At 31.8% G+C, this 22,300-nt stretch carries 18 protein-coding genes; 11 read left to right on the forward strand and 7 right to left on the reverse strand.

Features of this window, described 5'->3' with window-relative positions:
- The first annotated feature begins 1 nt into the window (after nucleotide 1).
- From EC396_RS13090 to ppk2 (EC396_RS13120), 7 genes are all read left to right on the forward strand, one after another.
- Nucleotides 2-199 (forward strand): CcoQ/FixQ family Cbb3-type cytochrome c oxidase assembly chaperone, encoded by a 198-nt coding sequence (locus EC396_RS13090; protein ID WP_129367048.1) that lies wholly within the window; start codon nucleotides 2-4, stop codon nucleotides 197-199.
- Nucleotides 192-860 carry a cbb3-type cytochrome c oxidase N-terminal domain-containing protein gene (locus EC396_RS13095; protein WP_129367049.1) on the forward strand — a complete coding sequence of 223 codons (669 nt, stop codon included), beginning with the start codon at nucleotides 192-194 and terminating at the stop codon, nucleotides 858-860. Before EC396_RS13090 ends, EC396_RS13095 begins: the two co-directional genes overlap by 8 nt.
- 176 nt (nucleotides 861-1,036) lie before the next feature.
- Nucleotides 1,037-2,452: a cytochrome c oxidase accessory protein CcoG gene (gene ccoG, locus EC396_RS13100; protein WP_129367050.1), complete on the forward strand. Its 1,416-nt coding sequence runs from the start codon at nucleotides 1,037-1,039 to the stop codon at nucleotides 2,450-2,452.
- A 32-nt stretch (nucleotides 2,453-2,484) separates the two neighbouring features.
- The gene (locus EC396_RS13105; RefSeq protein ID WP_129367051.1) at nucleotides 2,485-2,937 is read left to right on the forward strand and encodes a FixH family protein; all 453 of its coding nucleotides are present in this window, start codon (nucleotides 2,485-2,487) and stop codon (nucleotides 2,935-2,937) included.
- A gap of 1 nt (nucleotide 2,938) precedes the next feature.
- Entirely contained in the window at nucleotides 2,939-3,658 is a 720-nt protein-coding gene (locus EC396_RS13110) for a sulfite exporter TauE/SafE family protein (protein ID WP_129367052.1), read from the forward strand.
- Nucleotides 3,659-3,662: 4 nt separating this feature from the next.
- Nucleotides 3,663-4,520 carry a polyphosphate kinase 2 gene (ppk2, locus tag EC396_RS13115; protein WP_129367053.1) on the forward strand — a complete coding sequence of 286 codons (858 nt, stop codon included), beginning with the start codon at nucleotides 3,663-3,665 and terminating at the stop codon, nucleotides 4,518-4,520.
- Nucleotides 4,521-4,522: 2 nt separating this feature from the next.
- A complete protein-coding gene (gene ppk2 / locus EC396_RS13120) occupies nucleotides 4,523-5,314 on the forward strand; it encodes a polyphosphate kinase 2 (RefSeq protein ID WP_129367054.1) in 792 nt (263 codons plus the stop codon).
- 48 nt (nucleotides 5,315-5,362) lie between these two features.
- Here ppk2 (EC396_RS13120) and EC396_RS13125 read toward each other — a convergent pair whose 3' ends face one another.
- The 5 genes from EC396_RS13125 to EC396_RS13145 all read right to left on the reverse strand — a co-directional run bounded on the left by EC396_RS13125 (nucleotide 5,363) and on the right by EC396_RS13145 (nucleotide 11,240).
- Nucleotides 5,363-5,977 carry a fumarylacetoacetate hydrolase family protein gene (locus tag EC396_RS13125; protein ID WP_129367055.1) on the reverse strand — a complete coding sequence of 205 codons (615 nt, stop codon included), beginning with the start codon at nucleotides 5,975-5,977 and terminating at the stop codon, nucleotides 5,363-5,365.
- Between the two features lie 14 nt (nucleotides 5,978-5,991).
- Nucleotides 5,992-9,330, reverse strand: coding sequence for a preprotein translocase subunit SecA (gene secA, locus EC396_RS13130; RefSeq protein ID WP_129367056.1), 3,339 nt, complete (start codon nucleotides 9,328-9,330; stop codon nucleotides 5,992-5,994).
- A gap of 158 nt (nucleotides 9,331-9,488) precedes the next feature.
- Nucleotides 9,489-9,710: a DUF2795 domain-containing protein gene (locus tag EC396_RS13135; RefSeq protein ID WP_129367057.1), complete on the reverse strand. Its 222-nt coding sequence runs from the start codon at nucleotides 9,708-9,710 to the stop codon at nucleotides 9,489-9,491.
- An 89-nt stretch (nucleotides 9,711-9,799) separates the two neighbouring features.
- Entirely contained in the window at nucleotides 9,800-10,375 is a 576-nt protein-coding gene (locus tag EC396_RS13140; protein WP_129367058.1) for a cob(I)yrinic acid a,c-diamide adenosyltransferase, read from the reverse strand.
- Between the two features lie 88 nt (nucleotides 10,376-10,463).
- The gene (locus tag EC396_RS13145; protein WP_129367059.1) at nucleotides 10,464-11,240 is read right to left on the reverse strand and encodes an O-methyltransferase; all 777 of its coding nucleotides are present in this window, start codon (nucleotides 11,238-11,240) and stop codon (nucleotides 10,464-10,466) included.
- Nucleotides 11,241-11,325: 85 nt separating this feature from the next.
- Here EC396_RS13145 and EC396_RS13150 point away from each other — a divergent pair, with 85 nt between their 5' ends.
- The 4 genes from EC396_RS13150 to EC396_RS13165 all read left to right on the forward strand — a co-directional run bounded on the left by EC396_RS13150 (nucleotide 11,326) and on the right by EC396_RS13165 (nucleotide 18,035).
- Nucleotides 11,326-12,105 carry a polysaccharide biosynthesis/export family protein gene (locus tag EC396_RS13150; RefSeq protein WP_129367060.1) on the forward strand — a complete coding sequence of 260 codons (780 nt, stop codon included), beginning with the start codon at nucleotides 11,326-11,328 and terminating at the stop codon, nucleotides 12,103-12,105.
- 6 nt (nucleotides 12,106-12,111) lie between these two features.
- Nucleotides 12,112-14,565 (forward strand): exopolysaccharide transport family protein, encoded by a 2,454-nt coding sequence (locus tag EC396_RS13155; protein ID WP_129367061.1) that lies wholly within the window; start codon nucleotides 12,112-12,114, stop codon nucleotides 14,563-14,565.
- Between the two features lie 186 nt (nucleotides 14,566-14,751).
- Complete coding sequence (gene pta / locus EC396_RS13160) at nucleotides 14,752-16,845, forward strand: phosphate acetyltransferase (protein WP_129367062.1); 2,094 nt, start codon at nucleotides 14,752-14,754, stop codon at nucleotides 16,843-16,845.
- A complete protein-coding gene (locus tag EC396_RS13165; RefSeq protein WP_129367063.1) occupies nucleotides 16,845-18,035 on the forward strand; it encodes an acetate/propionate family kinase in 1,191 nt (396 codons plus the stop codon). The genes pta and EC396_RS13165 overlap by 1 nt, the downstream gene beginning before the upstream one ends.
- A 233-nt stretch (nucleotides 18,036-18,268) precedes the next feature.
- On the opposite strand, the gene glgP is transcribed toward EC396_RS13165, so the two are convergent.
- A complete protein-coding gene (gene glgP, locus EC396_RS13170; protein WP_129367064.1) occupies nucleotides 18,269-19,909 on the reverse strand; it encodes an alpha-glucan family phosphorylase in 1,641 nt (546 codons plus the stop codon).
- A 132-nt stretch (nucleotides 19,910-20,041) separates the two neighbouring features.
- Nucleotides 20,042-20,995, reverse strand: coding sequence for a tRNA-dihydrouridine synthase (locus EC396_RS13175; RefSeq protein ID WP_129366938.1), 954 nt, complete (start codon nucleotides 20,993-20,995; stop codon nucleotides 20,042-20,044).
- Nucleotides 20,996-22,300: the final 1,305 nt, after the last annotated feature.

The following is a 22,300-nucleotide window of genomic DNA, read 5'->3' on the forward strand; positions in this document are numbered from 1 at the left end:
CATGTTAAAATTTATAAAACATAATTTCGACGGTATTGATGGGGTAGAAATTTACCCAATTATTTCATTGTTGTTATTTTTTACAGTTTTTGTTACAATGATCATTTTTGTTTTCAAATTACCAAAAAAAAGTATAGATGAAGTAAGTCAGTTACCTTTAGATAACGATACTAATATTAAAGAAATTAACCATGAATAAAAATTCAGAAAAGATATCGGGCTGGAAAAGATTTATGAAATCTATGACGAAGGCTCACGATTTAGGAACAGAAGAAGATATATTACTTGACCACGATTATGATGGTATAAAAGAGCTTGATAATGTATTGCCGCCTTGGTGGTTGTATGGTTTTTATATTACCATTGCCATTAGTGCATTTTATGTTTTTCAGGTGTTGACAAACCCAGACGATTACAATCAAGCAAATGAATATTCAATTGCTGTAGCTGAAGGAAAGGCCGAAGTTGAAGCTTATAAGGCTGCAAATCCTCAGTTATTTGACGATTCTAATATTGTTGCACTTACTGATGAAGCAAGTATTGCAAAAGGAAAAGCTTTGTTTACTGAAAAAACTTGTTTTGCTTGTCATTTAGCTGATTTAGGTGGAAGTATTGGTCCAAACTTAACAGATAACACTTGGATATTGGGTGGTGGTGTTAAAAATATTTTCAATACAATTTCTAAAGGAGGTAGACCGGGTAAAGGTATGATTGCTTGGGAAAGTACGATTAGTAGAGACGAAAGAATTCAATTAGCAAGTTATATTATTTCTATGCAAGGTACAACTCCTGCAAATCCAAAAGCTGCAGAAGGAGATATTATTTGGCCAGAAGTTACTGAAGAAGCTGCTGTTGAATAAACGACAGTTCAAGAGTAAATATTTAAAAAAGGCAAAAATTAATTTTGCCTTTTTTAATCACAATAATGAAACTGTTTTTTGATTTTTTTTGTAACTTTTGTTGAATCAAGTTAAGTAATTAACTGTAAATTTACAGAAGCCAAAAAAATTAAAAAACAGTTTTTTTTTATAAACTTATGGAGAAACAAGAAAACGAACGTTTTAGAGATTCTATTGCAACAATAGATGCATCAGGAAAAAGAAAATTTATTTATCCAAAAAAGCCAAAAGGAAAATTATACAACTATAGAACCCTTGTAAGTTGGGGTTTGTTGGCTTTTCTGCTTTCAGCTCCTTTTATTAAAATTAAGGGAAATCAGTTTTTACTGTTCAATGTTATTGAACGTAAATTTCACATATTTGGTTTTCCATTTTGGCCTCAAGATTTTCATTTACTGGTCATTTCACTATTGGTAAGTGTTGTTTTTGTTATTTTATTTACGGTTGTTTTTGGTCGTATTTTTTGTGGATGGATTTGTCCGCAAACTATTTTTATGGAAATGGTTTTCAGAAAAGTAGAATATTTAATTGAAGGCGACAGGTCTAAACAAATGAAACTTGAAAAACAATCTTGGAATGCTGAAAAAATTAGAAAAAGACTGCTAAAATGGTTTGTGTTTTTTTTAATTTCTTTTCTAATCTCTAATGTGTTTTTGGCTTATATTATAGGATCCGATGAAGTTTTAGGATATATAAACGAAGGTCCTTCAGCAAATATTGGGATGCTTGTAAAATTATTGGCGTTTACAGCTGTGTTTTATTTTGTTTTTGCGTGGTTTAGAGAACAGGTTTGTATTATTGTTTGTCCGTACGGACGCTTACAAGGTGTTTTGTTAGACAATAAATCCATCAATGTAGCTTACGATTTTGTTAGAGGAGAAGGTGAAAATGGAAGAAAAAAATTAAGAAAAGAAGAAAATAGAGATGAACTTGGTCATGGTGATTGTATAGACTGTAAACAGTGTGTGCAAGTTTGTCCTACAGGAATAGATATTAGAAACGGAACTCAATTAGAATGTATCAATTGTACCGCTTGTATCGATGCTTGTAATGAAATTATGGATAAATCTGGTTTTGAACAAGGTTTGATTCGTTATGCTTCTGAAGATGATATTGAGAAAAAAGAAAAATTCAAGTTCAACGCACGTTTAATTGCCTATTCAGTAATTTTAACCATATTGGTTGGCGTTTTAATTACAATGCTGTTTTTAAGAAACGATGTAGAAGCAACTGTATTAAGATTACCAGGGCAAACATTTCAATCTACTGCAACAACTATTAAAAATGTGTATACTGTAAAGCTGATCAACAAAACTACAGAGGACATCAATGATGTTTCTATTGAATTAATTTCACACAAAGGAACTGTTGATATGGTTGGCGGACATTTAAATATTCCGAAGCAAGGTTTGAAAGAAGGAACTTTATTTATTGAAATAGATAAAAAAGATTTAAATTCGTCAAAAGAAAACTTAAAAATTGGAATTTATTCAGGAGGTAAACTAATAGATAAAACCAAAACTAATTTTTCAGGACCTATTATTATAAAATAAGTTTTTACTAAAAGAAGTTAAAAAAATATACCATGAAATTTAAAATAAGTTGGCCAACAGGTATTATTATTGCAATTGCATCTTTTGTAATTTTTATACTTTCATTTGTTTATAAGGTAACTTTTTTACCTGAATATGACCACCATTTGGTTTCTGAAAATTATTATAAAGATGAGTTAAACTATCAGCAAGAGATAGACAAGCAAAATGAAGGAGCTGCCTTAAAAGAAAATATTTCTATTCAAAATACGTCTGAAGGCATTGTTATTACTTTTCCTTCAGAATTTGATCCAAAAATAATTACAGGAACTATTTCATTTCAAAGACTGTCAAATAACAAAATAGATTTTACACTGCCTATTGAATTAAGTTCAAACACTTTATTGATAAAAGATGCCAATTTGGTAAAAGGTAGGTGGGATGTTAAAATTGATTGGTTTGTTAATAATACTGCTTATCTCTATAAAGAAAAAATAATTTATTAATATGCTATGGACGGCATTTGTGCTAGGATTGGCCGGAAGTTTTCATTGTATTGGTATGTGTGGACCAATCGCATTTGTGATTCCAGTAAATAGAAGTTCCAAATCAGTTGCATTTTTTCAAATATTTTTATATCATTTCGCACGTTTATTGAGTTATTCAATAATTGGTTTGCTATTTGGATTTATAGGTAAAGGTCTTTATTTAGCAGGTTTTCAGCAGCGTTTATCCATTTTAATGGGTGCTATTATGATTGCTTTGGTACTAATTCCTGCCAGTACTTTTAACAAATTCAATTTTTCTAAACCTTTGTACAAAATTATTGGAAAGGTAAAACAAAAATTAGGTTCTTATTTAACCAAAAAATCAAATAAAGCCTTGTTTTTAATAGGTTTTTTTAACGGATTTTTACCTTGTGGTTTGGTTTATATGGCTTTAATTGGCTCAATTTCAACAGGAAATGCCATTCAAGGTGCCTTTTATATGACACTTTTTGGTTTGGGAACTGTTCCAATGATGACTGCAGCTGTTTTGTTGGGAAATTTTATAAATTTATCAATTAGAGCAAAAATTCAAAAAGCAATACCTGTTTTTATTGTAATTATAGGATTATTGTTTATTTTGCGAGGATTAGGATTGGGAATTCCTTATATTTCTCCATCCGATGCGAAATTACAAATTTCAAACAATCCTACAGAATGTATAACTATTGAAAAAGATTGATAATATGGATCAAACTCAAAAAATAACAAAAGAAGAATTTGAGAAAATAAATTCTAATCAAGAACTTTTAAAAGTCTTAAAACAAAAAAACATACCACTAGAAAAACTTAGTAACGCAATGTTTTATGAAAGCGAATTGCAAAAGTTACAAATAGAACTGGTGAAGTTGCAAAGATGGGTTGTTAAACACAAAAAGCGTGTAGTTGTTATTTTTGAAGGTCGTGATGCTGCCGGAAAAGGAGGAAATATAAGAAGATTTACAGAACATTTAAATCCACGAGCTATGCGCGTTGTAGCTTTAACAAAACCTACAGAAATAGAGCGTGGGCAGTGGTATTTTAGAAGGTATATTAAAGAATTACCAAATACTGGTGAAATTGTATTTTTTGACAGAAGTTGGTATAATAGGGCTGTTGTAGAGCCTGTTATGGGATTTTGTACAGAACCTCAATATCAAAATTTTATGGTACAGGTGTCTGAATTTGAGCATATGCTTTATGAAGATGGTGCTGTTATTATTAAATTGTGGTTTTCAATATCAAAAGAAGAACAATTGACGCGTTTTAATGCCAGATTGTCTACACCTTTAAAAAGATGGAAATTTAGTCCTGTAGATAAAAAAGGACAAGAATTGTGGGATGTTTACACACATTATAAAGAACAAATGTTTAGTAAAACTCACACAAGTTACAGCCCGTGGATTATAGTTAAAGCAAATGATAAAAAATTAGCAAGATTAGAAAGTATTCGCTATGTTTTATCTCAGTTTAATTACGATGGTAAAGATGAAGCTCTGACCGATATTTTACCCGATCCTAACATTATAATGAGATATTACCGTTCATCAAGACAATTAGACTAGCTATGGAAGAAAAATTTATTTTAAATCAAAAGGATGTTAATCTACTTAACACTTATAAAGGTCTTAAAGCAATATTGTGTAAAGAACCTTATAATTTAGAAAAGGCCATTAGATTTGTTGATTATGAAAAAAAATTAAAAAAATTACAAGTCGAATTAATTCGTTTGCAGTCTTGGGCAATTGATGAAGGTGAGCGCATTATTGTAATTTTTGAAGGAAGAGATGCCGCAGGTAAAGGTGGGGCTATTAGACGTATTACTGAAAGAATGAATCCTCGTCATTTAAGAATTGTTGCCTTACCAAAACCTTCTGAAGATGAAAAAACCCAATGGTATTTTCAACGGTATGTAATTCAGTTTCCAAAAGCGGGTGAAATTGTTTTTTTTGACAGAAGCTGGTACAATAGGGCAGTAGTTGAACCTGTAAATGGTTTTTGTACGCCTGCTCAGTATGAAATATTTATGGATCAGGTAAATGATTTTGAACGTATGATTGCTGCTTCAGGAATACGACTGGTTAAAATCTATATGTCTATTTCAAAAAAAGAACAGGCAAAACGTTTTGAAGATATCAAAGACAACCCGTTGAAACAATGGAAAATGACAGATGTTGATGGGAAAGCACAAGAATTATGGGATATTTATACAGCCTATAAAAGCAAAATGTTTGAAAATACCAAACAAGGCGGTATGCCTTGGAGAATAATTAGAGCCAATAAAAAAACATACGCACGTGTTGCTGCTATTAAGCATATTTTAAAAAGCATTCCGTACGACAGGAAAAAAGAAATTTAAAAAAAAACCAGCTAAATTTAGCTGGTTTTTTTTGTTTGATATGGTATTTTAGATCATTTTAAAATCTAACAACAATTCATTTTCAATAGATACTTGTAAATGGTCACCTTTAAATATAGGACCTGTGCCACTTGCTGGTGTTCCTGTAAAAATCAAATCACCTGGCTCAAGTGTCATAAATTTAGAAACATAAGCAATAATTTCAGCAAAATTATAAATCATTAAACTGGTGTTTCCAACTTGTTTTTGTTCACCATTGATAACCAAATCAAAATTAATATTGTCTAAATCGGCAAAATTTGATACTGGTTTAAATGAAGAAATTGGTGCAGCACCATCAAAACCTTTTGCTAAATCCCAAGGTCCTTTAAACTCTCTAATTGCATTAAATACATCTTTAGCAGTATAATCTATCCCAATTCCTATTTCAGAAATATAAGATGGCGCATCAGCTTCAGAAATTTCTTTGCCAGTTTTACCAATTTTCAACACCAACTCAGCTTCGTAAATTAATTCTTTGGTGAATGATGGATAAACAACATCTTTATTGTCTTTTACCAAACTAGACTCAGGTTTAGAAAAGATAATTTGTTGTCCATTTTTTAAGCCACTAATTTCATCTTTATTGGCTACATAGTTTTTTCCAATTGCAAGTATTTTCATATCGTTATTATTATTTATTCTTCAACAAGTACCCAGTCACCTTTTTGTAACATAGGAATAGCTTGTTTAAATTTCATTGATTTATTTTCGCCAGTCATTACATTTTTAAGTGTAACGTGTTCATTTCTACCAATTTTACGTTCATTGCGTACAATGGTTTCAACTACTTGAGGTTGTTGTGTTTGATTGGTTTGTGCTTGTTGCGTTGGACTATTAAATTCTGCTTTGCTCAACTGAACTTTCTCGCGTTTTTGCTCACGTGCTTGTGAAACCTGATTTGCATCTTGTGATGGTAATTTTCCTTTAAATAAGAAAGATAAAACTTCTTTATTTACCTTATCTAACATACTGTTAAATAACTCAAAAGATTCAAATTTGTAAATCAACAACGGATCTTTTTGCTCATAAGTTGCATTTTGAACCGATTGTTTTAATTCATCCATTTGACGTAAATGGTCTTTCCAAGTATCATCAATAATGGCCAAAGTTATGTTTTTCTCAAAATCTGTAACCAATACTTTACCCTCACTTTCGTAAGCTTCTTTTAAATTGGTAACAACTTTTAATTCTTTTGTTCCATCGGTAAAAGGCACAACAATTCGTTCGTATTTGTCGCCTTGCGTTTCATAAACATCTTTAATAACAGGGTATGCAGCTTTGGCACTGCGCTCTAATTTTTCTTTGTAATGTTTATAAACTACATCAAACAATCCATCTGTAATTTCCTGTTCTGTTTTAGATTTGAATTCTTCTTCAGTAAAAGGTGAACTTGTTGATGAAAAACGAATCAATTCGAATTCGAAATTTTGAAAATCATTTGAAGGTTTGTTTTCACGAACAAGAGAAAGGCAAGTGTCAAAAATCATATTTACAATATCAACCTGTAAACGATCTCCGTACAATGCATGACGACGACGTTTATAAACAACCTCACGTTGAGAGTTCATCACATCATCATATTCTAATAAACGTTTACGAACACCAAAGTTATTTTCTTCAACTTTGCGTTGGGCTCTTTCAATAGATTTGGTAATCATAGAATGCTGAATAACTTCGCCTTCTTCCAATCCCATTCTATCCATCATTTTTGCAATACGTTCTGAACCAAATAAACGCATTAAATTGTCTTCTAACGAAACATAAAATTGAGAAGAACCAGGATCTCCCTGACGACCAGCACGACCACGTAACTGACGGTCAACGCGTCGAGAATCATGACGCTCTGTACCAATAATTGCCAAACCTCCTGCAGCTTTTACAGCTTCAGTTAATTTAATATCTGTACCACGACCAGCCATATTTGTTGCAATGGTTACAACACCTGGTTGACCTGCTTGTGCAACAATATCAGCTTCTTTTTTATGTAATTTGGCATTTAATACATTGTGATTGATTTTTCTGATTGAAAGCATTCTTCCTAACAATTCTGAAATTTCAACAGAAGTTGTACCCACCAATACAGGGCGACCTTGTTTTACTAATTTTTCAATTTCGTCTATAACCGCATTGTATTTTTCGCGTTTGGTTTTAAATACCAAATCTTCACGATCTTTACGTACCAATGGTACATTTGTAGGTATTTCAACAACATCTAATTTATAAATATCCCAAAATTCACCAGCTTCAGTAATGGCAGTACCTGTCATACCCGAAAGTTTGCGGTACATTCTAAAGTAATTTTGCAATGTTACCGTAGCATATGTTTGTGTAGCTGCTTCAATTTTTACATTTTCTTTTGCTTCAATGGCCTGATGTAAACCGTCTGAGTAACGACGGCCTTCCATAATACGGCCTGTTTGCTCATCAACAATTTTAATTTTATCATCCATAATTACATACTCAATATCCTTTTCAAATAAAGTGTATGCTTTTAAAAGTTGATTCATTGTGTGAATTCTTTCGCTTTTTATGCTAAAATCTTCATACAATGATTCTTTTTTTACCGTTGTTTCTTCGGTACTTAAATTTTCTTTTTCAATTTGAGCCAGACCTGTACTTAAATCTGGTAAAATAAAGAAGTTTTCATCACCACCATCACCCGATAAAAACGTAATTCCTTTGTCTGTTAATTCAATAGAATTGTTTTTTTCATCAATCACAAAATACAAAGCTTCATCAATCTTTGGCATTTCACGATTGTTATCTTGCATATAATAATTTTCAGTTTTTTGTAACAATTGCTTGATACCTTCCTGACTTAAATATTTTATCAATGCTTTGCTTTTTGGCAAACCTCTGTATACACGATACAATAAAAAACCACCTTCTTTGGTGTCTCCTTCACTAATTAATTTTTTGGCTTCAGCTAAAACACCTGTAAGTAAATTACGTTGCGTAGAAACAATTTTGTCTACCATTGGTTTTAGTTCGTTAAATTCGTGACGGTCAGCATTTGCAGTAGCACCTGAAATAATTAACGGTGTACGCGCATCATCAACCAACACAGAATCCACCTCATCTACAATTGCGTAATTATGAGGTCTTTGTACCAATTCGTTTGGCGAGTGTGCCATATTATCACGTAAATAATCAAAACCAAATTCGTTATTTGTACCGTAAGTAATATCTGAGTTGTATGCTTTTCTTCTTGCGTCAGAATTTGGTTGGTGGTGGTCAATACAATCAACACTTAAGCCGTGAAATTCAAACATAGGAGCCATCCAGGCAGCATCACGTTTAGCCAAATAATCGTTTACTGTTACAACGTGAACCCCATTTCCTGTTAATGCATTTAAATAAACAGGCAAAGTTGAAACCAGGGTTTTACCTTCTCCAGTCATCATTTCGGCAATTTTACCACTGTGTAAAACAGCTCCACCAATTAACTGTACATCGTAATGTATCATATCCCAGGTAACTTCTTTTCCTTGTGCATCCCAAGAATTTGCCCATATGGCTTTTTCGCCATCTAAAGTAATATGGCTTTTTCTTGAAGAAAGTTCTCTGTCAAATGCAGTTGCAGTAACGGTTACTGATTTGTTTTCGGTAAAACGTTTTGCAGTTTCTTTAATAACTGCAAAAGCTTCAGCCATAATTTTTTTCAGAACAATTTCAGAAGCTTCATATGAATTTTGCTCTAATTGATCAATTTCTGTATATATTTCTTCTTTTCTATCAATGTTGGCAGCTGCGGCTTCCTCTTTTAGAATTTTAATTTGAGAAGTAAATGGGTGTGTTGCCTCTTGTATTTTTTGTTTAAAATAGGCTGTTTTTTCACGTAATTGGTCATTTGTTAGGGCAGATATTTCGCTTTCAAAAGCTTTTACTTCTTTTACAATAGGTTGAAGTAATTTTAAATCTTGTTTATATTTGTCACCTACAAATGCTTTAAGGATAGAATTTAGGATACTCATGGTTTTTTATATAAATCTAAATTACACGAATTGTTGTGTAATAAGGTGCGTTATTAATGTGTGCGAATTTAACGTAAATAGTTTAAATTCTATATTTTTTTTAAAGTTTTAAAAGCAAAAAAAAAGCCTCATTAGAGACTTTAAAATTTTAATTTTTGTTAGTATTCATCTTCATTCCAAAGATAATCTTCTTCAGATGGATAGTCTGGCCAAATTTCAAGAATTGAGTCGAAATTTTCTTCAGCATCCTCAATTTCTTGAAGGTTTTCAACAACCTCTAAAGGAGCTCCAGTTCTAATTGCATAATCAATTAATTCATCTTTTGTCGCTGGCCAAGGCGCATCTGCTAAATACGACGCTAATTCTAATGTCCAATACATAATCTGGTTATTTTAATGTTTCTGCAAAAATAATTTTTTTAAGCACAAAAACAAGAAGTTTTTGATTTTTTTCTAAAATATAAAAGAACTTAGTTTTCTTTCTCTGGAATCCACTTAATTTCCAAAGATTTAGTATCATATGTCAATTTTCGTGCCAATACAAATAAATAATCTGAGAGTCTGTTTAAATACATTAAAATTTGTGGGTTTACAGTACTTTCATCACTCAATTGGGTGGTAATACGTTCTGCTCTTCTACAAATACAACGTGCAATATGACAATATGACACAATTGGATTTCCGCCAGGTAAAACAAAATGAGTCATAGGAGGTAATTCTTCATTCATTGCATCTATTTCATTTTCTAGCAATTCAATTTTTGCTTCATTAATTTTTTCAATTTTCAAACGCTCTTTGCCACTTTTTAACAATTCCTTTTCTGGAGGTGTTGCCAACATGGCACCCAGTGTAAATAAATCGTGCTGAATTTTAAGTAGTATTTCTTTTATATGGTTGTTTATATCCTGATCTCTAAGTAAGCCAATATAAGCGTTTAGCTCGTCTGTAGTTCCGTAAGCTTCTATTCTAATATTGTATTTTGGAACTCTTGTACCGCCAAATAAAGAAGTTTGTCCTTTGTCACCTGTTTTGGTATATATTTTCATAGTAAAAATTTAAGTGTCTTTTATCAAAGTCGCAAAGATACAAAGTTTAAAAATTTAGGAGCTATAAAAAACCGAATTCAATTTAATCCTAAATTCTAATGGTAAAATGTTCTTTTTTTTGTTCTTTTCTAAAAAATACAAATCCCCAAAAATAGGTATCAATGGTAACCGATACTTTGGGGTGGTTTTTAATTATTTCCCAAGTTTCCTGCATTTCCTTTGTCCAGTTAATATCATCAAAAATAAAAACGGTATTGTTATGAGCCGCTTTTAAACATTCATTAAAATAATTTAATGTAGGTTCTTTTTGATGATTGCCATCAAAATAAACCAAATCTAATTGCTTGTTTTTTGTAATTAAAGGCAGTGTATTATCAAAATTGCCCACAATACATTTTATATTGTTAAAATTAAATTGCTCAAATACTTTTTGAGCAACTGCTGCTGTATTTTTACAACCTTCAAGTGTTGTTATTTTAGCTGTGTTGTTGCCAATGCTTATGGCTGCAGTGCCAAGACCAACAGAAGTACCAATTTCTAATATGTTTTCAAAATTAAAATAGGTGCAAATTCGCATTAATAAAAACGCTTTTTTGTTTGAGATACCTGCTATTTTTGCTATTTCAGCTACTTTTCGTTGATTGCTTTTAAACACCTTAGAACCTTTGCCAAAATCTGAAACTGTTATTGTTGTTTTGTTTAAATGTAGCCAGTTTTTAACTTTTTTAAATATTTTTAGGTGGCTTGTATTTGTTTTTTTGTAAAAACAATTGGTTACTAAATGATACACAAAAGGGGAGTGCACCCCATGTTGATTGGTGGATTTTATTAAAAAGTGAAAATATGATTTTATTTTAAACCACATAAGGTTATATTTACGGCGAAAATAATAGAAAAATTATTTTAATACACCATTAAAAATTATATTTGCGCTTACCTCATTGTTATTTATGAAGAATTTATTTTTATACCTATTTATATTTATTTTCTTATCGTCGTGTATTTCATCAAAAAAATTGACCTATTTTCAAGGTGAACCAGCAAGTAAATCCGAATTGTATAAACTAAACAATGAGCCATATCGCTTACAGGTTAATGATATTTTATACATAGATATCAAAGCTGAAAATCCTGAAATAGTTGCACTTTTTAAAAACAGCCAATCTAGCAATTCAACTTCGGCCAGTGGTGGACAACTTTATTACACAGGGTATTCGGTAGATAATCACGGTAATATTAGAATTCCGTACATAGGTGATTTAAATGTATTGGGTTATACCACCAAAGAAGTACGCGAAAAAATTGAATCGGAATTGACAAAGTATTTAAAAAATGTAGATTCGGTTTTTGTTACGGTTAAATTAGCGGGTATTAATTTTGTTATTACGGGTGAAATTGGATCACCAGGAACGGTTAACCTATCGCAAAATGAAGTTACCATTGTTGATGCCATTGCAAGTGCAGGAGATTTTACAGTATATGGAGACAGAGCAAATGTTGTAATTATTAGAAAAACACTGGATGGTGTAAAAAAATATAGGGTAAACCTGTTAGAAATGGATGTGTTTGAATCTGATAATTACTACATACAACCCAACGATATTATTTATGTAGCTCCTTTAAAACAAAAAACTTGGGGGGTAGGTACTACAGGTTTGCAAACCTTTACTACCATTATTTCTGTTTTTACTTTGGGCGTTACAACTTACTTATTGGTTAAATCATTATAAAAAAATATGGATAATCAATTCAAATTTATTGAAAATTCAAAAGAGCATGTTTCTGATATAAAGGACTATTTATTGCGCATACTGGCAAACTGGAAATGGTTTGTTTTAACCGTTTTAATAGCTTTGGGTATTGCTTATTATTATAACTTATCTGCGCTAAAACAATATGGTTTAACTGCTACCATTGCGGTTAAAGAAAAACAAAATCCACTATTTTCAACAGGTACAAATATTGCATTTAACTGGGGTGGTGTTAGTGATAAAGTTGAATCTATTAGAAAAGCATTGACATCTCGTTCTCACAACGAAACAGTTGTAAGAGAACTGGCATTTTATATCAACTATTTAAAAGATGGAAGGTTTAGAAAAGAAGATGTTTACGGTAAAACACCTTTTAAAATTGAGTTACAGCCTAATCAGTTTCAATTGCTAAACACTTTAATTAAAATTGATTTTATTGATGAAGAAAGTTTTGGGCTTACGGTAGATTTTCTAGCCGATGTAAATTACAACCTAATCAATTATAAAAACGAAAAAACAACTGCATTTACAACGCCTGCTCAAACTTTTTATCAGGAATTTTCTGTCAATGAATACATCAATTTGCCATTTTTAAAAGCGCAAATAGTTAGAACCGATACATTAAGTCAGGCAAAAGGCAGCACTTATTATATACAATTAAACACCGTTAGTCAGGTTGCTAGCAGTTACCAAAGTGTAAGAGCCAATGGTTTGGCAGGAACTTCACTGGTTGAACTCTCTTTGTCGGGTGCAAATAAAAACAGAATTGTAGATTATTTGAATAAAACTATTGAGGTTTTGGCTGCAAGTGAATTGGAGCAAAAAACAGACTATGCTTACAATACCAAGGCTTTTATTGATGCACAATTTAGAAATACTTCAGATAGTTTAAAGTTAATTGAAAATCATATCAGTAAATTTAAACAAGAAAATTCCATTTATAATTTATCTGCTGAAGGTGGTGTAATTTTTTCTCAAACTACAGGTTTGGATCAAATGCAAAAACAACTTACGGATAGAATTGCTTATTTTGAAAACTTAGAAGACTACATTCAGTCTAATTCCGATTATTCTAAAATACCAGCACCTGCAATTATCAATATTGAAGATGGATCTATTTCAAAAATGGTGGGCGAGTTAACCCGTTTGTCTATTGAAAAAGAAAAATTATCAAATAAAGTAACTACAAGTCACCCTTCAATAAAATTAATTAATGATGAAATTGAAACTGCCCGAACGGTATTGTTAGAAAACCTTTCATCATTAAAACAAGCAACACAGGTTACTTTAAATAACAGCGAAAGAAGATTAAACAATTACAATTACGAATTGGCTAAATTGCCTAATAAAGAGCAAAAATTATTAAACTACCAACGTAAGTACTCGTTAACCGAGTCAAATTTTGTGTTTTTAATGCAAAAACGTTATGAAGCTGAAATAGCAATAGCAGCTACCGTGTCTGACATTACCGTTTTAGACTCGGCAAAAGATACGGGTCAAGGTTTTATACTGCCAAGAGTGCAGTTTAATTATATGATAGCCTTACTTTTAGGACTTATTTTACCGCTTTTTGTAATTGTTATTTTAGAAATTTTAGATACCAAAATACACGCTGTTGAAGATATTGAGCGTATTTCTCCAATTCCAATTTTAGGCGTTGTAGGAAATAGTACTTCTGAAAACAATTTGGCGGTTTTTAACAATCCCAAATCTACCGTTGCTGAATCGTTTAGAGCCTTGCGTTCAAATGTCCAGTTTTTATTCAACAGAAGTATTAAAGACAATTCTAAAACAATATTGGTAACCTCGTCGGTAAGTGGCGAAGGAAAAACTTTTATTTCTATCAACTTGGCAACTGTTTTTGCATTGAGTGGTAAAAAAACGGTTTTAGTAGGCTTGGATTTAAGAAAACCAAAAATATTTGACGATTTTGGACTCACAAATAAAATAGGTGTGGTAAATTATTTAATAGGCGAAACAACGGTTGAAAATATTATCCAAAAAACACACATCGAAAATTTAGACATCATTACTTCTGGTCCAGTGCCTCCAAATCCATCTGAATTGTTAATAAGTAATGAAACCGATTTTTTAATCGCTACTTTAAAAGAAAAATACGATTACATTATTTTAGATACACCACCATTAGGATTGGTTAGTGATCCTTTAGATTTGTTAAAATATGTAAATGCTTCTATTTATGTGGTACGTCAAAATTATTCTGAAAAAGGAATGCTTAAAATGATACACGAAAAATACAAGAAAAATGAAGTTTCAAATATCAGTGTGGTCTTAAACGATTTCAAAATCAAAACTAGGTATGGTTATGGATACGGTTATGGTTACGGATATGGTTACGGAAAATATGCAAACGGATATCACGAGAATCAAAACAGCACTTTTCTTCAAAAAATAGTTAATAAATTTAAAAAATCTTAGGCTTTTTCAACTTAAATAAATGAATCCTATTTTCAATTTCAATATGGATTATTTATAAGATCAGCGTTTTAGGAAGATAATATTCAATTTTTTTCGAAAAACGTGACAAAAATCACTAAATTTTTAGTCAGATTTAAAAATTAACCTACCTGTTTGGTTTATATTTGCAAAAAAATTTATAAAAAAATGAACAAAGCAATTTATATTGCAACAAGCGAAGCCGATAGTGGTAAATCTATCGTTGCTTTGGGTTTGATGCGTATGCTGTTAGGCAAAACTGCCAAAGTAGGATATTTTAGACCTATAATCAAAGACCTGGAAGAAGGTGAACAAGATAACCATATCAACACCATTATTTCTCATTTTCAGTTAGACATTAAGCCAGAAGAATGCTATGCTTTTACAAATAAGAAATATCTTAGTAAAAGAAACAAAGGTAAAGAAGGTGAAATGTTTGATGTTATTATAGACAAATACAAAGCCTTAGAAGAAAAAAATGATTTTGTATTGGTTGAAGGAAGTGATTTCTCTGGTGAAGGAAGCGCTATCGAATTAAATTACAATGTTGAAATTGCTAAAAATTTAGGAATTCCTGTTGTTATTGTATCAAGCGGTGTAGGTAAAACTTTAGACGAATTTACAGGTGGATTGCAAATTGTTTATGATGCTTTTAAAGAAAGAGAAGTTGAAGTTTTAGCCGTTATTGGTAATAAAATTCAAGAACACAACATTTCAATTGCCAAAGAAGATTTAAAAGCCAATTTACCTGCTGATGTATATGTAGGTATCATTCCAATGATCAACTCGCTAAAAAATCCTTCAGTAAAAGAAATTGCTGAAGTTATTGGCGCAAAAGTTTTATTTGGTAAAGAACATATCAACAACCAAACGGATAGTTTTTCTGTAGGTGCTATGCAATTAAGAAACTATTTAACGCATTTAAAGGAAGATAGTTTGGTAATTACTCCAGGTGATAGAGCCGATATTATTTTAGGGGCACTACAAGCCAACATTTCATCTAACTATCCAAAAGTATCTGGTATTGTTTTAACAGGCGGACTTTTACCTGAAGATAGTATTGTAAAATTAATTGAAGGTTTGTCTCAGGTTGTTCCAATTTTATCTGTTGAAGATGGCACTTTTTCAACTGCAAATAAAATTGGTTCTGTTCGCTCTCATATGTATGCAGACAACAAAGCAAAAATAGACACCTCATTAATTACTTTCGAAAAATACATTGATATTGATGCGTTAACTAAAAAACTGGTAACTTTCAAAAATACAGGTATTACACCTAGAATGTTTCAGTATAATATTGTAAAACGTGCAAGATCTGAACGCAAACACATTGTTTTGCCTGAAGGTTCAGACGATAGAATACTAGAGGCAGCAGCCAGATTGATTCAGGCTGATATTGTTGATTTAACAGTTTTAGGCGATGCTACTAAAATTGCAGCTGCTATCATTCGTTTAGGGTTGGATGTAGATATTAAAAAATTAAATATCATAGACCCTGTTAAATCTGAATATTTCAACGATTTTGCTGAAACTTTATACGAAATAAGAAAAAACAAAGGAATGACCTTAACTTCAGCCGAAGATTTAATGGGCGATGTTTCTTATTTTGGAACTATGATGGTTCACAAAGGATTGGCAGACGGTATGGTTTCTGGAGCTGCTCACACTACACAACACACCATTTTACCAGCTTTACAGTTTGTAAAAACAAAACCAGGTGTATCTGTAGTTTCTTCTATTTTCTTTATGTGTTTAGAAGATCGTGTGTCTGTTTTTGGCGATTGTGCTATCAATCCTAATCCAAATTCTGAACAATTGGCTGAAATCGCCATTTCTTCAGCAGATTCAGGTATCAATTTTGGTATGGAACCTAAAATTGCAATGCTTTCTTACTCATCAGGTTCATCAGGAAAAGGAGCCGATGTGGATATTGTAAGAAGAGCTACTGAAATTGTAAAAGAAAAACGTCCTGATTTAAAAATTGAAGGACCTATTCAATACGATGCTGCGGTTGATCCATCTGTTGGTAAAAAGAAAATGCCAGATTCAGAAGTGGCTGGTCAGGCTAATATTTTAATTTTCCCCGACTTAAATACTGGTAACAACACTTACAAAGCTGTACAACGTGAAACTGGTGCTTTGGCAATTGGACCAATGTTACAAGGTCTTAACAAACCGGTTAACGACTTAAGTAGGGGTTGTACTATAGACGATATATTTAACACAGTAATATTAACAGCAATACAAGCACAAGGTAAATAATGAAAATTTTAGTATTAAATTCGGGTAGTTCATCAATCAAATACCAATTGTTTAATATGCCATCTGAAGAGGTTATCTGTTCAGGTTTGGTAGAAAGAATTGGCTTATCAAATCCAGAAATTCACTACAAATCAAAAGACATCAAAGTTGATAGGGTTTGTAGAATTACAAATCATAAAGAAGGATTAGAGCACGTAGTTGAATTTTTATTGGATGAAAAAGTAGGTGTTATCAAATCAACTTCTGAAATTGATGCTGTTGGGCACAGAGTTGTGCACGGTGGTAGTACTTTTTCTAACACAGTAGTTATCGACGAGAAAGTTAAAGATAAAATCAAACAATTGTTTTCTTTGGCTCCTCAACACAATCCTGCTAATTACGAAGGCATTGTTGTTGCCGAAACTATTTTTCCAGACGCAAAACAAATCGCAGTTTTCGATACCGCATTTCATCAAACAATGCCTGTTGAAGCTTATAAATACGCCATTCCTAACAAATTTTTGGAAGAAAATAACATCCGTAGATATGGTTTTCACGGTACAAGCCACAAATATGTTTCAGAACAGGCTATCGCTTATTTAGGTAAAGAAAACAGTAAAAACATCATTACCATTCACATTGGTGGTGGTTGTAGTATTACAGCCGTAAAAGATGGTAAAAGTATCAATACATCATTAGGTTTTGGACCTGTTACAGGTTTAATTATGGGTAGCAGATGTGGAGATATAGACCAATCAATTGTATTTCATTTGGTAAATAACTTAGGCTATACTTTAGATCAGGTTAACAACTTGTTACAAAAGGAAAGTGGTATGCACGGTTTAACAGGTGGTATGTCTGATTACAGAGATATTGAATCTGAAGCAGCTAAAGGCGACATAAAATGTCAAGAGGCTTTAAGTATGAGTGCTTACAGAATTAAACAATACATTGGTAATTACGCAGCTATTTTAAACGGATTGGATGCGATTGTATTTACTGCAGGTGTTGGCGAAAATTCAGAAGTTCTTAGAGGTTTGGTTTGTACAGATATGGATTTTATGGGTATCGAACTAAATAAAGATAAAAACGATCTTCGTTCAAAAGAATTGAGAGAAATTCAATCAGCCAATTCAAAAGTAAAAGTCTTGGTAATTCCAACTGATGAAGAAGTTGAAATTGCAAAACAATCTTTCGAGTTGTTAAACTAAAAAATAAATTAAGTAACTAAAAAGACTGTCTGTAAAGGCGGTCTTTTTTTTGCAATACATTTCAATAATCATTTGGAGGTTCCCCTGCGGGTCGGGCTATACGCTATATCTTTTTTACAATTCCACTGCGTTGCATAGTAAAAAAGGATGCCGCTGCTATCCCTAACCTTTTAAAAAATAAAAGCCCCTTTCAAAATTTTAAAAGGGGCTTTTGTATATATCTCAATTAAAGCTTAATACAATTCTTTGTAATACTGCTCAGCCATTCTATGACTAGAAAAAGCAGGAAGCACATCATCAATACCATTAAATACAATTTCTTGCCATTTTTTAGGCTTGTCGTAATAAGTTGGCAATACTTCGTTTTCTAAAATATCAAACAAATTGGCACAATCTTTATCATCTTGTTCCCAAACAGGTAAGGTGTGGTCTAATGCAGGTAAAACAAAACAGTTTTCGCCATTTTTCTGAAATTCAGGAATCCAACCATCATTAATAGAAACATTTACAGAACCATTCATAGCAGCTGTCATACCACTTGTTCCTGAAGCTTCTCTGGTAATTCTTGGTGTATTTAACCAAATATCAGATCCCATTTTTAGTTTTTTAGACAAATCCATTTCATAACCAATTAAAACAGCTAAGTTTTTAGAATTTTTAGAAAAATTAACCAAATGATTAAAAACATCAATTGCATAATAATCTAAAGGATATGGTTTACCTGCCCAAATAATTTGAACTGGATATTTTGTATTTGAAATCAGTTTTTCAAAACGTTGTAAATCATATAAAAGCATATCAGCTCTTTTATAACCAGCAAAACGTCTTGCCCAAACTATGGTAATTACATTAGGATCAAATATTTTTTCGGTTTGATCTAAAACAACTTTAAATAAATCCGATTTTAATTCCGATTTTCTAGACTTAAATGCTTTGGCATTTTTCTTTTCCCAAGCAGCTTTAATTTCTTCATCTTGCCAAAAAGTCTGATTTTGTGCATTGGTAATAGGAATAATTTCTGAAATTCCTTCATAACCATTCCACATATCGTTAGATACAACAGCGTGTAGTTTAGAAACAGCATTTGATTTTTTTGCCATTCTTAAGGCCGAAACAGTATAGCTAATCATACCATCGTTCACCATTTCTTTACGCAATTCATCTTCAGCTAATTTTCTGCCAAAAAATCCACAACGATTTAACAAACGGCCATCTCTTTCTTCATTTCCAGCTTTTTCAGGTGTATGAGTTGTAAAAACCATTTGATCTTTTTTAACACCTTTGTCTCTTAAATAGTAAAAAGCAGGCAATGCATGTCCTTCATTTAAATGATAAATATCTGCACCACCCAAAGCTTCAACAACTTTAGCACCACCAATTCCTAAAATAATACTTTGAGAAATACGTGTTAACTCGTTAGAGTCGTATAAATGGTTGGTAATTGTTCTAGAAATGTGGTCATTTTCTTCAATATCAGTAGAAAGTAAATACATTGGTACACAACCAAATATTTCAGGTTTTAAAACATATGCTTTTACTTTAACACTCGGATTGTCGTGTAATGGTACTTCAACAAGAATGCCTGTATCTTCTAAATAAGTATGACTTTTTTCAATAAAATCTGTACGCAACGTTTGGTCTTCATTTCTTGCCTGGTCGTAATAACCATATTTCCAAAGCATTCCAATACCAATCATATTTTGCTTCAATTCAAAAGCAGAGCGCATATGAGATCCAGCTAAAAATCCTAATCCACCTGAATAAATTTTCAAAGCCTGGTGTATTCCAAATTCCATACTAAAGTAAGCGACCTTTTTATCGAACTTTTTTGCTGGTTTGTACGGATGATGCCATTTGCTATATTCGTGATTCATGTTTGTATGTATTTATGTTTCAGGGCAAAAATAGGTTTTACCTGTCAAATTCTTATGTGCTATTTTAACATGTTTAGTTAAAATTTTGTTATATTGGTTAAAATTGAAAGATTGTTTTTGTGCTAAAACAACTTATCGTCTCTTTTCATCATTTAAAATTTCTTGTACAGCCAGGTGATAGGCTTTTAAGCTTTTCGATTTTTTAATTTTTTTAAATGTTTTGTGCGGATCTGTAAAATGGGTAGCAAAATACTCCCAAAAACTGGTCATTTTTAACAAAATATGATGCGCTCCCGAAAGTGAAGCTTCGTACTGTTCAAAAATAGTTTGATGAAAATCTTTAAAAATTTCAATCTTATTGGCAGGGTAGTGCTGGGTATTGTTTTTGATCATACTAGGTAAAAACGGATCAGCAATCAAGCCTCTTCCAATCAACCAATGGTCTATGCTTGGAAATCTTTGTTGCATTTTATCAAACACAGCAACCGATGTAATATCACCATTGTAGTACAATTTATGATTTGTATTTTCTATACAGCGCTCAAAAGCATCTAAATCTACGCCACCTTTGTACAATTGTTTGCCAATACGCGCGTGTATGGCAATGTTTTTTAACGGAAATTGCGCTAATATGGGCAAGGTTGCTAAAATTTCGTTGCTATTTTCATAACCCATACGCATTTTCATAGATACTGTAATATCCGATTTATCGTACACTTTTTGTAAAATTTGTTCAATTTTTGCAAAATCACAAATAAGTCCAGACCCCATACCACGTTTGGTAACCATAGGGTAGGGACAACCCAAATTCCAGTTCAGTTCTTTATAACCCAATTCCTGAACAAATTTAGCCACAAACAAAAATTCATCAGCATCATTGGTAATAATCTGCGGAATTAACTCGAGGCTAGTATTGTTTTCAGGCAATAAATCACGTTCATACGATTTTTTAATTTCCAGTTTGCCATTTAATTTAATGTATGGAGCATAAAAAGTATCAATACCCCCAAAATATTTTTGAAAAGCATTGCGAAATTTATAATCAGTAAACCCTTGCAAGGGAGACGAAAGCAGTGTATGATTCATATAACTAAATAAAGCCGCAAATATACGTTACTTTAAATTGGTTTTAACCATTCAAAATATTATGATATAACTTATTAAAATGTACAAAACAATTAAGTACATTTACAATAGTGTAAAAAAACAAAACTACTAATTAAAAACAACCATATTATGGCAAAGAGTCAAGACGCAAAAAAGAATGTAAAAAAAGAACCAGCTAAAACTGCCAAAGAAAAAAAAGCCGCAAAACGCGAGAAAAAAGGGAAGTAATTAGTACTCAGTTTTAAGTTATAAGTTATAAGTTATAAGTTGAAAGCCGAAAGTCAAAAGTCTAAAGTTGAAAGTCAAAAGCCAAAAGTCAGTTTTCAGTAGCAGTTCTAAGTTATAAAGTCTAAAGTTGAAAGTCAAAAGTCAAAAGTCAGTTTTCAGTAGCAGTTCTAAGTTCTAAGTTTTAGGTTTTAAGTCAGTATTCATTATTCCTTCTTCATTATTAATTATTCATTATTCATTATTAATTAGTAACAGTATTCTTTGAACCGTCATCCTCGCGAATGCGGGGATCTGTTAGTATAAATACTAAAAAGCATGTTTTGTCATTTCGATTGCAATGAGAAATCACATAAAATTGAGCATTGGATATGGTTCCTCCTTCGTCGGAATGACAAGTTATAAATGGAATTAAGTCAAAAGTAGGTATCTAGTACTCAGTTTTAAGTAACAGTTTTCAGTTTTAAGTCAGTATTAATTAATAATTATTTATTATTCCTTCTTCATTATTTAACTACAGTTGATACCGAAAAATTACTTTTCCCCAACCCTAAAGGGAGTCAATTTTTCAATAGATCAATTCAGTATCTGGTAATAATCATTCCTTTTTCATTATTAATTATTCATTATTCATTATTAATTAGTAACAGTATTCTTTGAACCGTCATCCTCGCGTATGCGGGGATCTGTTGCTATAATTACTAAAAAGCAACTTTTGAACTACAAATTTTATATTTACAATTAATTTTCATGTTCTTTTCCATTGATGAAAAGAACCAAAAATCTAGTCTGATGTTATTTTTCTATAAAATTATCAAATCCTTTTAACCATCACGCCCAGACCGCTGCGCTATTTGGACGCTGCTCCAGCCAACGCTAAAGAATTTGATATTTTATAACGAAAAATCCCATAGGACGGTTTTTAAACGTCCTTTAAACTAAACAACAAACAGATTGACATTCAAGCCTGAAAGTCTAAAGTTGAAAGTCAAAAGCTAATAGCCAAAAGCCAGTATTCAACTATAATATTCCCCTCTTGAGAGGGGTTAGGGGTGTGTA

This window comes from Lutibacter sp. HS1-25 (genome assembly GCF_004121075.1).
Taxonomy (GTDB): domain Bacteria; phylum Bacteroidota; class Bacteroidia; order Flavobacteriales; family Flavobacteriaceae; genus Lutibacter.

What these genes read in the sequence shown, in the direction of transcription:
- EC396_RS13090 (WP_129367048.1), top strand. Translation starts at nt 2, where the DNA reads ATGTTAAAATTTATAAAACATAATTTCGACGGTATTGATGGGGTAGAA.
- EC396_RS13095 (WP_129367049.1), top strand. Translation starts at nt 192, where the DNA reads ATGAATAAAAATTCAGAAAAGATATCGGGCTGGAAAAGATTTATGAAA.
- ccoG (WP_129367050.1), top strand. Translation starts at nt 1,037, where the DNA reads ATGGAGAAACAAGAAAACGAACGTTTTAGAGATTCTATTGCAACAATA.
- EC396_RS13105 (WP_129367051.1), top strand. Translation starts at nt 2,485, where the DNA reads ATGAAATTTAAAATAAGTTGGCCAACAGGTATTATTATTGCAATTGCA.
- EC396_RS13110 (WP_129367052.1), top strand. Translation starts at nt 2,939, where the DNA reads ATGCTATGGACGGCATTTGTGCTAGGATTGGCCGGAAGTTTTCATTGT.
- ppk2 (WP_129367053.1), top strand. Translation starts at nt 3,663, where the DNA reads ATGGATCAAACTCAAAAAATAACAAAAGAAGAATTTGAGAAAATAAAT.
- ppk2 (WP_129367054.1), top strand. Translation starts at nt 4,523, where the DNA reads ATGGAAGAAAAATTTATTTTAAATCAAAAGGATGTTAATCTACTTAAC.
- EC396_RS13125 (WP_129367055.1), bottom strand. Translation starts at nt 5,977, where the DNA reads ATGAAAATACTTGCAATTGGAAAAAACTATGTAGCCAATAAAGATGAA.
- secA (WP_129367056.1), bottom strand. Translation starts at nt 9,330, where the DNA reads ATGAGTATCCTAAATTCTATCCTTAAAGCATTTGTAGGTGACAAATAT.
- EC396_RS13135 (WP_129367057.1), bottom strand. Translation starts at nt 9,710, where the DNA reads ATGTATTGGACATTAGAATTAGCGTCGTATTTAGCAGATGCGCCTTGG.
- EC396_RS13140 (WP_129367058.1), bottom strand. Translation starts at nt 10,375, where the DNA reads ATGAAAATATATACCAAAACAGGTGACAAAGGACAAACTTCTTTATTT.
- EC396_RS13145 (WP_129367059.1), bottom strand. Translation starts at nt 11,240, where the DNA reads ATGTGGTTTAAAATAAAATCATATTTTCACTTTTTAATAAAATCCACC.
- EC396_RS13150 (WP_129367060.1), top strand. Translation starts at nt 11,326, where the DNA reads ATGAAGAATTTATTTTTATACCTATTTATATTTATTTTCTTATCGTCG.
- EC396_RS13155 (WP_129367061.1), top strand. Translation starts at nt 12,112, where the DNA reads ATGGATAATCAATTCAAATTTATTGAAAATTCAAAAGAGCATGTTTCT.
- pta (WP_129367062.1), top strand. Translation starts at nt 14,752, where the DNA reads ATGAACAAAGCAATTTATATTGCAACAAGCGAAGCCGATAGTGGTAAA.
- EC396_RS13165 (WP_129367063.1), top strand. Translation starts at nt 16,845, where the DNA reads ATGAAAATTTTAGTATTAAATTCGGGTAGTTCATCAATCAAATACCAA.
- glgP (WP_129367064.1), bottom strand. Translation starts at nt 19,909, where the DNA reads ATGAATCACGAATATAGCAAATGGCATCATCCGTACAAACCAGCAAAA.
- EC396_RS13175 (WP_129366938.1), bottom strand. Translation starts at nt 20,995, where the DNA reads ATGAATCATACACTGCTTTCGTCTCCCTTGCAAGGGTTTACTGATTAT.